Below are 11,614 nucleotides of genomic sequence, written 5' to 3' on the forward strand. Positions count from 1 at the left end.
GACTTATTAGTGGTTTAGCGTTAATGATAATGCACGCCAGGCAGTTGCTGGTTTTGCTAGGATAGTTACGGTGGATAGCTTTAGCCCCAGTATGCACGCTGTACCGAGTCCTATGTCCCTCGATAGTGTTCGGTGCGTCATTGTACTCTATCGAACAGGCTTGCAGGAGTCGGAGACCTTCCAAACCCTGTGTGCCGCATTGCGCGAGTATCCCGCACTCGCGTCCCGCATCTCTTTGCTGATTTACGATAACTCGCCTGAGCCGCAAACAGTTGCACTGCCCGTGGGTCTCTTTGCGAAAGCAAGCTATCAGCACGACCCCTCGAATGGAGGTCTTGCGACTGCATACAACCAGGCGCTCCATGCCGCCGAAGAGGCCGGCGATACTTGGTTATGGCTCTTCGACCAGGACACGACGGTGCTTCCCGGGCTGATCCCAGCCGCATTCGCAGCCATCGACAGGACGCCACCGTCCGAGGCCTGCGGCATTGTTCCTAGGCTTGTGCAGGACGGCGTTGTGCTCTCGCCCGCCGCCGTCCACCGGTTTCGCTACTTGGCCATGCAAGAAGGGTTTTCGGGATTGAATCCAGGATGGCTGACCGCACTGAATTCTTGCGCCTGCCTGCGCGTGAGCGCATTGCGGGCAATCGGTGGCTTCCCCCCCCAGTATTGGCTCGACTTCCTGGATCACGCTGTCTTTCATCGTCTCCACAAGCAGGGAGGCAGGCTTCTAGTGCTTGACGTCACCATCCCGCACCGGCTCTCGACCAACAATCTGCGAAAGGAGTCCAGCCATCGTCGCTTCGACAATCTCCTGGCCGCCGAGTGGCAATTTGTTCGGGAAACGGGATGGGGCGGAGGAAGTCTGATGCACCGCGTCCGCTTGCTGAAGCGTGCTGTCAGAACCCTGCTGACCTTGCGCGAACCGGCCTTTGCTCTGCAGGTATTGAGGTGGAGCCTTCGCTGAGTTTCTCATTGGTTGAACGCGCTATCGCCCTAAGAGGCTCAGCGCCGTGCGTTTTCAAACCACTGCCCCATCTGGCGGGACGAGACAGCGCGGCTGCCTTGTACGAGCCTCCTTTTGCGAAGAATGCTTGGCAGGAGCCGGAAGAACTCCGGCACAGCTAAGAGAATCTGGGGACGGATGACACACAGGTAGGCGAAAATGGCAAGCTCGCGAACTGCGATGCGGGGCAGATCGCGTAACAAGCTGATGCCAAAATCATTCTTGATGATCGTCAGCAGATGATTGCGCCAGTCCCACTGCGCGACGCGAAGGGAAAGACTACGGGTGTTGGCGATGAAGGCGCCGATTCGAGTAAAACCATCTTTGCTCTGGTTGGCAGAACGTGAGTGGTAGACGATGGCCCCTGGTACGTAACGGCACTCGAAGCCGGCGAGCCGCAGACGCCATGCGAGATCCAGATCTTCCCAGTAGGTAAAGAGGTCCTCATCGAAGTATTCTGCCTCGCCATGCTTGACACGTTCCAGTGCGCTGGTACGGTAGATTGCCGCAGTGGCTGAGACGCCAAAAACATTGGTGCTGCGATCGAACTGCCCTTCGTCAATCTGGAGCTGCCCCCTCTCTCCTGCTCTGCGAGCGCGGGAGAGAGACATGCCGGTACCATCGAGGATGTATCGCCCGTCGGGAAGAGGTTCAGGCTTTAGCATCTTGCCTTCAGCAGCGGCGACGAAGGGATCGCTGAATACGGCGAGAACGGTGCGTGCATACTCCGGCGTGAGCTGCGTGTCGGGGTTGAGCGGAAGAACGAACTCAGCATTAGCGGTATGGATAAATCGGTTATGCCCGCCAGCGAATCCGAGGTTCGCGGCGTTCTCTGCGTAACGGAAGCGTGGATCGCCCCCAAAACGCTGCAATAGCGGCTCTTTGATGGAGTCCGAGGAGCCGTTCTCCGTGAGAACAACCTCCACGTTGTCGAGATCCTGGTTGAGTGCAGCCTGGATCGAACACTCCAACAGAGAAAACTCCTGATTATACCGAACAATGTTGATCGCGAGCTGACGCATGGAATGAAATTCGCCCTGAAGGTTGATGGCTCAGGCGATGGTAGCAGCCGGCTTTGGTTGGGGCTGCGCACTGTTACATCGCAGAAGAAGTATGGTGAGGCCGAACGCGCTTCCTAAGCCAGTGAGGTACGGGTTGGTGAAACCAGAGACGACCCACACCAGGAAGACTACTGTGAACGCAATGTAGTTCTTGCGAAGCGGCACATAGACAGCCAGCAGGAGGTTGAGCACATACCAGAAGACGCCGATGAATCCCATCTGCATGGTCGTTGCGTACCACTGTGCTTCATAAAGGTAGGGGGTCTTTTCGTTGCGCAGGTAATCGTGCGCTTCCGAACCGAGGCCTGTGCCGAGAAGCGGAAAGCTCTTGATGGCAACTTTCAGATAGTGAATCTGGTCGACGCGAACCTGATCGGAAGCGGCCGTGTCGACGCTGGCGAAGCGCGACAGGATGCTTTCGAAGAAGACGATCACGCATGCCACGGACACCACGATGTTCAGCACAGTGATGAAGTCAGCCTTCTTGATCCAGAGTGCCCGTAAAAAAGTGCACAGAAGGTAAAAGGCAAACAGAAAACGAGAGAAGCTGAGAAAGACGACAGTAGCAACGCACAAGAGCAGGATGCCATCCTTGACTTTCTTCTTGCCCCCCACGTAACAGGCGATCAGAAAGGGAGCGATGACGTCAGATGGAAACTGCAGTCGTTGCAAGCCGAACCCAATACCTTCTGTTGGTGTGTCAAATCCGAACATAGCCTGAACGCGACTCTGAGGTATCCCTGTAAGGACGGCGCCGGCTATTAAGAGCTTAAAGATCATCAAGCCTATGGCAATAACAAAGATGAGTTGGTCCAGCCGCTTCTGCGAAATGGAGCACCGATTCGCAGTGTAGCTGCCTATTCCCAGTGCTATAAAGAAAACGATCAACCGAAGGAAGTGGTCGAAGACGTAATTCTGCGGGACACCCTGGAAGACGGCGCCGACCTGCGCTCCGAGCAGGAGATTCAGCAACACTGACACGAACCAGAGTGCTGCAGCTATGGTGAAGCTATCGCCCACCATCAGATAGCACCAGAGCGCGACTATCGCGACCAATTTGAGTGGAGCGAATCCCGGCAACGCGGAGGCCAGAACCGTCGTTAGAAAGAAGAACTTTTCGTAACGACGCAGGAAATCATTCCGATCAGGCCGGCTGAGTGTACCCGCAGTGGTAGCCCTATCATTAGTCATCTTGCAGTTTGCGATCAACCTCAATCAGGAGTTCCGAAATGCCCAAGCCATTCCGGCGAGGTACAGCGGCGTAGTATAAGTGTAGAGTGCCCGAACGCTGCGGGCCGCGAATACAGCACCACCGCCCTATGACATCCTACATCTACGAACCAAACGCTGCGGATACGCAGGCTTTGCATCCTACAGTGACGGACAGTCGCATCGATCTTCTAGCCGTGCTTCTGGTTCTAGCAAAGACCAAGCGACGGGTGATGCTTATGACCGTCGGAGGGCTGGCAGTTGGAATAATTCTAAGCCTTGTCCTCAAGCCCACGTTCACTGCTACGGCGGCGATCATTCCACCGCAGCAAGCAACGTCCGCAGCGTCAGCTCTTTTGGGACAAGTGGGGTCGCTCTCGGGCGGGGGGGGCTTAGGTGGAGGAATGTTTGGTCTGAAGAGTCCGGCGGATATGTACGTAGGTATCCTCGAAAGCCGGACGATCGCCGACAATGTCATCGCCGCATGCAACCTGCGTCAGCGATATAAGACCAAGACGCTTACTGACGCCGAGGCCGCTTTACAGAGACATACTGTCTTTGAGTCGGGCAAGGACAACCTGATCCATCTGAATGTCAAAGACTCCGATCCAAAGGTGGCAAGCGATATCGCGAACAGCTATCTGGATCAGTTGTATGTCGTGAACTCAGAGCTTGCGACCGGGGAGGCAACGCAGCGCGTGAGATTTTATGAGCGCCGTATTGCTGAGGAGAAACATGCGCTCTCGGATGCCGAAGAAGCGCTGCGAAACACACAGCAAAAGACAGGTGTGATCCAGTTCAACGGGCAGGCTGCTTCAATCATCAATGCGATCGCTCAAGCGCGAGCTGAATTATCGAGCAGACAGGTAGTACTGCAGTCGATGGAAACCTATGCAACCGAGGAAAATCCTGTTGTTATTCAACTGCAGCGAGAGATTGCAGCACTCAGGTCACATGTGACGGAGCTTGAGAAAAGCGAGCAAACCGTGCAACCGGGAGAGTTGCAGATTCCTGCAGGTCAGTTGCCCGAGGCCGCGCTGCAGTACGAGCGTCAGGCACGAGAGTTGAAGTATCACGAGACCCTCTTCGACCTGTTGACGAGGCAAAGTGAAGCGGCGAAGCTGGATGAGGCGAAGTCGGTGCCGATACTGCAAATTGTGGACCGCGCTATCCCTCCGGATAAGAAATCAGCTCCGTCAAGGAAGCTGTTATCGCTGGGCTTCGCTGCGTTCGGTTTCCTCTTGGCTGTAACGTGGGGTCTTGTCGAGCTGTTTCTCGATCGTCTCCGCCGCGTTCCGGAACAGGCGCAGAAACTGGATGAGATCCGATCGGCACTAGGATTTCGGTAGACGATCGGCTCCCTCCCACCTGAATGCAAACCACATCCTATGGGATTACTAAGACTGCCCAGCAGATGATTGGCTCGAGGTGCATTGAGACCGGTATCGGGAAGCTCCATAGATGGGCGGAGTGGCTGTTCCGTGGGACCGACGGAGGACGTTACAATTCTTCAATGCATCCTTTCAAGATCGGACATGGGGGCGTAGCTTCCGCCCGCATAAGCCACGGTATGCTGCATCGACGGGCAATTCTGCTATGGTTTGGATTGATTCCTTACTTGATCGGATGCGGATCGGGTGGGCCGCCTGCGGGAGCTGTGGTCGGAAGGTTGGGGCGATGGGATTACACCCCGTCCATTATTCAAACCGGCCACGTGCAGCAATTCTGGTGGTGCGGCGAAGCCCCGAACCCGGCCAAACCCTCGCAGGTTACAGACTCAATTGTTTATGAGTCGATTGACCTGGTAAGCGGGCACCGGGTAGGCCCCAAGGTGGTATTGGCGGAGACACCGGGTGCGTGGGACTCCGCGTACACCTGCAACCCAAAGGTGATCCAAGGTACGTTTAGCAATCCGCTTGGGGATGGCCACACCTATACTTACGCCCTCTACTACGTGGCCACCGCCAATGTGGGAGGTGGGGCCAACAGCATTGGAGTTGCTTTTTCCGATGATGGGATTAGCTGGAAGAAGTACCCATCGCCCGTGATCCTGGGGACTAATTTATTCGGCTATGGAGCGGCTCAGCCAGTACCCTACAACTCGGATGGGCAACAGGCGATCTTGCTGTTCTATGAGGACGAACCTCCTCCCTATACGGGAGACCAACACTGGGAGGCCGCGTCCTCTGACGGAGTGCACTTTAAGACTGGCAGCATGCTGACGACGAATGGATTAAATCTTGTTACGAACCATCCAACGTGGGCCGATATGGCTTACAACACAGTCGACGGCTACTGGTACGCACTCTATAACTTAGGGTCACGCGCGACTGTGACTACTGGGGGCATCATGGAGTTCGGACAATACGGTTTCCAGCTGTACAGGATTCCTAACAATGATCTCCTAATCGGCAAGACAGGCTGGCAGGAGTTGAAGACCTTTGACACAAACCTTACTGGCTACGAGAGCAATTTTCTCCCGGGCATTCTACAGGACGGGTATGGTAACCTGTACCAGGACGGCAGTGGGACCGTGCAGATATTTCCATCCTTTTCGAACGTGCAGGTTGCCTGGGACGAGTCGCCGACTTCCGCGGCCCAAAATGCAAAACTCACCAGTTGGGACATCGACCTGCTCTCCTGGTCGCCTAACGACGCAACGCTTTATGAACTAAAACTGTACTTACACGGAACCTCACACCGGGTGACGACGGGTTCGATTGACAAGACTGTCTTCACACTGGAGAAGACGTTGGGCCGGGTTTACGCAGCCCCGCAAGCGGGAGCGATGGTTGCCCTGTATGGCTGCAAAACGGGGAAAACGGATGCGTTTGTTTCGCTGGATTCGACATGCGAGGGCCAATATGTGGTCGGCCTGAATGGATATATCTACGGACAACCTCCTGCTGACGTCGCGACAGTGGCGATCTATCGCTGCTCTACCAGCAGCGACCACTTCGTAAGCAGCGACCCGACGTGCGAGGGGAGCAAGACCGACGAGTTGCTGGGATACATTCTCCCTGAATAAACCGCTTAGCGGCCTTCATGCTGTTTGAGCAGCGCCGACAACGGTAAAAGCTCTATGTCCGGGCAAGGCGTGGCGCATTCGGACGACAGAGTCTGGTATGCACGTAAATGCCGTTTTTTGGGCTTCGACCGGACATCTTCGTCGAGATATTTGTGGACACAAACGCGGAGATCTTCAAATTTATGCCTGCTCTACTTGACGCTCATTTTGGCACTAAACAAGAAGAAAACTGGGCAGCAGTTGTCATTCGCACCTAGAAGGAGCGTGGTCTCCATATGTGCGGCTATATAGACCATGTCCCGAGTTCGACGCGAAAGAATTCAGAAGAAGCATAGCGATCCCGAAGGCATCTGTTATCAAAATTTCCCACAAACGAGGAGGCCAAATAACTCGTTGAGATCTGCAGCGCTTTCATTCGCCCGTGGCACTTGGCCTGCTGGTACTATCGGCATCATGTTTGTCGCGACTATCTCTGTGACACGCTACCGATGAGTGAAGAAAGCACCATAGTGAGATTGCGACCGGTTTGAGCAGATCGAAGCAGGATGCTTGGCCCTTCTCTATGTAGAAAACGACTCCTGCAGAGATGCCAAGGATAATGTGAGCAATAGGTGGTGGGCCCGGAGGGATTTGAACCCCCAACCAAGGGATTATGAGTCCGGTGTCCACCTGTAAATCTATGATAATAGAACACAATCGAGCGAAGCTTGGAAATGGCTAAATCATTGACTCAGCGTAGCTTAGCGTAGCCTGCCGAAGTTGACCGTAGCTGATGGGTGTACCGCTATTGTACCTACGCGTCGGAACGTCCTAACGGATCGGATGGAGCTTAGTATCCTTGTCGCTCCCCACCTGTGCTTTTCGAATTGGTCATGGGATTCTGGCACACTGATCGACTTATGAATAGAAATCGAGTCTAGGATACTGCCTCTTCCGCAGTTGCTCATGTGACCGAAGTCGATGTGACCGCATACGATCCAACGCTTACGAAAGAACAAGGCGTGCATAAATTGGAGAAGATGTGATCCTCGTTCACGAACGGCCAGGTTCGCGATCGATGGCGCCATCCACCACATTCCGGAAGCGTCGCTTTCAGCCCATTCTTTATGTTTCAACGGAAACGTGGCTCACATCCATGCGCGGCAAGAAAGTCAAAGTTCGGCCTTCTGAAATGGACGCGTCGAGTTTTCCACAACTTTCTTTCGAAAAGCGGCAGCAAGTGTAAATTTCTTCCTGCGAATTTTGAATATACAGGTGTGCATTTTGCGGGGCAGAGCAATGTTTGTTGGCCATCCGATCATCGGCTAACAGTTTTGCGACAGCCACGAAGTCTAATCTGCCAATATCCGGAGGGCGTATCGATGCCAATGAAAAAATGGCCTCTTCTCGATTCCAATCGGGAATGGCTCGGTGGTGATCCACGCATTGACGGGACGCGGCTGAGTACGAAGGGCGTCTACAAGTTCTGTGCCGGAAGTGATTCGGATGCTCATGTGAAAATGTTCCAGGAGTGTTGGCCACACGTGACCGCAAACCAAATCAAGCAGGCGATCGCGTTCGAGCGGAAGCGCCGAGGAACCTGAAGGTCCTCCCCCGTGATCTTGAATACAAGATAGCTCAATCAACGAAGCTATAATCATCGGCGCAGCGTAAAAAGTCTGAAATCACGTGCGGTGCTGTCCCTTCAAAGCGAGAAAGAGCATGGAGAAATAGAGCACGATTGAAAATCACCATTCATAAGGGCAGCCACGAAATTGGTGGAAACTGTATTCAGATCTCATCAGGAAAGACAACGATTCTTCTCGATGCCGGACTTCCCCTCAGCCCTGACAGTCAGCAGGTTGACCTCTCGCGCCTTATCGTAGACGCCCTTCTGGTCAGCCATCCTCACCAGGACCACTTCGGCCTGATGGCTACACTGCCGCCCGGCACTCCGATCTACATCGGCAGGCTGGCCCGGAGCCTGATCGACGCTCCGCAGGTGTTCATCGGCGGAGATAGATATGCACTCGACTTCCACGACTTCAAGGCGTTTCAGCCGTTTACCATCGGTGAGTTCACCATCACGCCTTATCTCGTCGACCACTCCGCTACCGATGCTTACGCCTTCCTCATCGAAGCCGAAGGCAAGCGCCTGTTCTACAGTGGCGATCTTCGCTCGCATGGCCGAAAGGGAAAGCTCTTCGACAATCTCATACAGCGCCCGGTTCGCGACATCGATCTCCTCTTCCTCGAAGGCACGATGCTGCACCGCAATAACGATCTTTTCCCTGACGAGACGGCGGTCGAAAACCTAATCTTCCAGACAATTCGACAACAGAAGAACATCTCGTTCTTGCTTGCGTCCTCACAAAACATCGACCGCATCGTCTCCGCCCATCGGGCATGCAAACGTGCCGGCAAACTCCTCGTCATCGACATCTACACCGCATGGGTGCTCGAACAACTCCGGCAAATTACTCAAAATACGCCTGCCATGGATTGGCCCGAGATAAGAGTTTTTGCCGCTTACAGCCAGGATCAAAAGCTCAAGGCCAACCCAGATTACTTCGGAGACTTCAGAAAGCGACTCTATCGCCACAGGGTTAAGCGAGAGGAACTACAAGCAACTCCTCAAGCTTTTCTCTACTTCGGCAAGATGTCCAGCTTTCGTCTCATCAATGCGTTCAAGAACGCCGAAGCTTCTGTCAACGTCATCTACTCGCAATGGCTCGGCTATCTCGACGGAACCCACGCCGAGTACTTCGGGAGTGACGAAATCTCAGTCTTTCGCAGCGATCCGGCAGTCAGCTTCGTCTACGCGCATTCGAGCGGGCATGCGCCATTGAAAGACTTGCAAAAACTGGCTGCGGCTTTGAAGCCGAAAATGCTGGTGCCGATTCACACCGAAGACGCAGAAGGCTTCAGAGACAATTTTGAAAACGTAGTCGCACTCAACGATGGCGATGTCTTTGACCTGGCCTGACAATTCTCAATGATTTCTTAAAATGCGGCCCGTCGTTAGGACAGTGAAGGTGGAGGTTTGAAGTGAGTGTTTTTAAAAGAGGTTTGAACGACAATTTCATCGCGGCGCTAGCAGAGCTCGCGCAGAAGCCCGGCTGGTGGCGCGATGTGCTCGCCGACGCTTCACTGATCATCGGAATTCGCGATGAAAAGTTTGACGTCTATTGGAATGGACAATCGCTTTTCAACGCCGACTTTCAGGGCGGAAGAGTGAATGTCAACACACATGTTAAGTATTTGCTCGATCCGGACCGATCAGATCGGGTCGCCTTCGACGAAAACGGCAACTTTCATGAGGTGACGACGCCGATGCTTACGCGCTACACTTCGGGCACGTTGAGCAAATTGAAGAGGGCTGCTGACTTGTTCTCGGGAATGGAAAAGCAAGGAGTACACGCCATTGTCCGGGCCAACGAGAACATCATCGATGTCGAGATTAGGCTCGATGCAAGAGATCTAGATTCAGACCGTGACCAGCCGAGGATTGATATCGCCGCGTTCGAACAACGGCCCGACGGTGTCGAACTCGTGTTCTGGGAGGCGAAGCTGTTCGCCAACAAGGAGCTTCGTGCTGCGGGACCCGCACCCGTAGTCAAGCAGATCAAAGAATATCAACAGGTCCTGCAAGCGCGACAACTCGACGTGCTCTCTTCGTATCGTCGCGTTGCCAAGAATCTGGTCGCAATTGCGCAAATGAGCGGCGTCCGCGTAGTCGGATCTGCAATTCAAGCGGTCTCAGATGGGGAGGAGCTGAGGATGAGCTCTACGGCCAACGTCGGCCTCGTCATTTTTGGTTTCGACGCTGATCAAAAGGCAGTGGGCGGGATCGGTCACAAACATTTTGAGAAATTGAAAGCGGAACTTGGCGAAAAAATGTTGCGCGCGAGCGGCGTTGCCGATGGTTTGAAGCTCTGTCTCTTGGGTTGAAATCGGCGGATGACGCGGGTTTGCGGCAGAGAGCGAGCGCATTAAGTACCTGTCTCCGAGCCCCGAAAGCAGAGCCTGGGCACCGGGCAACAGGGATTGTCTAAAGTTAGCTATTCGGAGGGGAACAGGTCGCTCCAGATGGGATTTGTAAAGGCTCCATCCCCTGCGATGTCCCACACGGCAAATCGCGCCCATTTCCAGCGGGGTGTGTCAATTCTCCCCATAAAGGTCTCGGCAAAACCAGTCGGAAATCGCGTTGAGATCACCTTCAACGGCATGCGGGGCGGCATCTTCACCGGCTCGCTTCGTTCCAAGGATCTGGTTTGCGCCAAGTCGAAAAGAGGTGCAGTGGGCGTTTTCGTATCCAACATCCTGCTAGGCTCCTGCGATAAAGGCCCTGGCAGCTCCCAGAACCTTAGGTGCGATCTCGTCTAAATTGCCCTCTTTCAAGAGACGTAATGGAACTTTATCCCCCAACTCCGGGTTGACTCCGGTCAACCATGCCTGAACGACCCGAGGTGAATCGTGTTCGTTTAGGGTCCGCGCAACTTGGTACGCGAAACGAAGGCGAGCTTCCACATCGCCGTACGGTTCAACCCCAGCTATCCAACGGTCGAGCGCCCGAACGTCTTTCACGCCCGCTATATAGGCCGTGAGCTTGCGACCGATCACATCACTGAGGCGCTTAACAAGCTCCTGCCACGAGAGTGTTAGGGCTTCACGATGAGCGGCAAGATCTGGTCTCGGAAGAGCACCTGCGGTAACCACTATGAATCCCCTCTTTACAGTAGTGTCACAGATTATTGTTATAATCACAAGCTAATCACGCACCAATAACATTTATATTACAGCACATAAGCGGAGGAAGACTTTTAGGGTCGCCGGGTGCCATACACACTTGCCGGATGTACCCTGCATTCAAACCCCACGATTTATGATACTTAGGAGTCAAAGAACAGCTGAGAACGGGACTGAACAATGGATGATGCACGCGCTGTTCGTATAGGTAATGACCATGCATGAAATTAGCTGCCCGCATTGCGGAAAAGCATTCAAGATTGACGAGGCGGGGTACGCAGACATTCTGAAGCAGGTGCGAGATGGCGATTTCGCGCGCCAGTTGCACGAGCGGCTCGAGTTGGCAGAACAAGACAAGCTGAACGCCGTCGAACTCGCCCAAACGAAGGCCGCCAGTGAATCGCAAAAGGACGCCGCAGCCAAGGACGCTCAGATTCAGGGACTGACGGCCAAGCTCGATGCCGAAGAAGCCGCGCGTAAGCTCGCCGTGACGGAAGCCCGTAGCGTCGTGGAGAAAGAGCGCGATGCGCTCGCAAACGAACTTCAACTCGCCAAGCAAGACAAGCTGAACGCCATCGAACT

8 protein-coding genes and 1 pseudogene are annotated in these 11,614 nt (G+C 54.2%); 7 read left to right on the forward strand and 2 right to left on the reverse strand.

The window, feature by feature from the left end; translation table 11 throughout:
- Positions 1–91 precede the first annotated feature (91 nt).
- Positions 92–967, forward strand: coding sequence for a glycosyltransferase (locus GSQ94_RS14745; RefSeq protein WP_158944618.1), 876 nt, complete (start codon positions 92–94; stop codon positions 965–967).
- A 38-nt stretch (positions 968–1,005) separates the two neighbouring features.
- On the opposite strand, the gene GSQ94_RS14750 is transcribed toward GSQ94_RS14745, so the two are convergent.
- On the reverse strand, positions 1,006–2,028 hold the full coding sequence (locus GSQ94_RS14750) for a glycosyltransferase (protein WP_158944619.1): 1,023 nt from the start codon (positions 2,026–2,028) through the stop codon (positions 1,006–1,008).
- A 30-nt stretch (positions 2,029–2,058) separates the two neighbouring features.
- Positions 2,059–3,258, reverse strand: a complete 1,200-nt coding sequence (locus tag GSQ94_RS14755; RefSeq protein ID WP_158944620.1) for a hypothetical protein — start codon at positions 3,256–3,258, stop codon at positions 2,059–2,061.
- A 128-nt stretch (positions 3,259–3,386) separates the two neighbouring features.
- Here GSQ94_RS14755 and GSQ94_RS14760 point away from each other — a divergent pair, with 128 nt between their 5' ends.
- The 6 genes and pseudogenes from GSQ94_RS14760 to GSQ94_RS14785 all read left to right on the forward strand — a co-directional run.
- Positions 3,387–4,625: a Wzz/FepE/Etk N-terminal domain-containing protein gene (locus GSQ94_RS14760; RefSeq protein ID WP_158944621.1), complete on the forward strand. Its 1,239-nt coding sequence runs from the start codon at positions 3,387–3,389 to the stop codon at positions 4,623–4,625.
- A gap of 221 nt (positions 4,626–4,846) precedes the next feature.
- Complete coding sequence (locus tag GSQ94_RS14765; protein WP_158944622.1) at positions 4,847–6,304, forward strand: hypothetical protein; 1,458 nt, start codon at positions 4,847–4,849, stop codon at positions 6,302–6,304.
- Between the two features lie 1,367 nt (positions 6,305–7,671).
- On the forward strand, positions 7,672–7,887 hold the full coding sequence (locus GSQ94_RS21850; RefSeq protein WP_371417534.1) for a DUF433 domain-containing protein: 216 nt from the start codon (positions 7,672–7,674) through the stop codon (positions 7,885–7,887).
- Between the two features lie 137 nt (positions 7,888–8,024).
- Entirely contained in the window at positions 8,025–9,269 is a 1,245-nt protein-coding gene (locus tag GSQ94_RS14775; RefSeq protein ID WP_158944624.1) for an MBL fold metallo-hydrolase, read from the forward strand.
- Between the two features lie 62 nt (positions 9,270–9,331).
- Positions 9,332–10,234: a hypothetical protein gene (locus GSQ94_RS14780; RefSeq protein ID WP_158944625.1), complete on the forward strand. Its 903-nt coding sequence runs from the start codon at positions 9,332–9,334 to the stop codon at positions 10,232–10,234.
- 1,015 nt (positions 10,235–11,249) lie between these two features.
- Positions 11,250–11,614 (forward strand): annotated as a pseudogene (locus tag GSQ94_RS14785) (DUF2130 domain-containing protein); the annotation flags it as partial.

The sequence above is a fragment of the Granulicella sp. S190 genome (genome assembly GCF_009766095.1).
Classification (GTDB): Bacteria; Acidobacteriota; Terriglobia; order Terriglobales; family Acidobacteriaceae; genus Edaphobacter.

Coding starts and splice junctions, on each gene's coding strand:
- GSQ94_RS14745 (WP_158944618.1), top strand. CDS start 92: ATGCACGCTGTACCGAGTCCTATGTCCCTCGATAGTGTTCGGTGCGTC.
- GSQ94_RS14750 (WP_158944619.1), bottom strand. CDS start 2,028: ATGCGTCAGCTCGCGATCAACATTGTTCGGTATAATCAGGAGTTTTCT.
- GSQ94_RS14755 (WP_158944620.1), bottom strand. CDS start 3,258: ATGACTAATGATAGGGCTACCACTGCGGGTACACTCAGCCGGCCTGAT.
- GSQ94_RS14760 (WP_158944621.1), top strand. CDS start 3,387: ATGACATCCTACATCTACGAACCAAACGCTGCGGATACGCAGGCTTTG.
- GSQ94_RS14765 (WP_158944622.1), top strand. CDS start 4,847: ATGCTGCATCGACGGGCAATTCTGCTATGGTTTGGATTGATTCCTTAC.
- GSQ94_RS21850 (WP_371417534.1), top strand. CDS start 7,672: ATGAAAAAATGGCCTCTTCTCGATTCCAATCGGGAATGGCTCGGTGGT.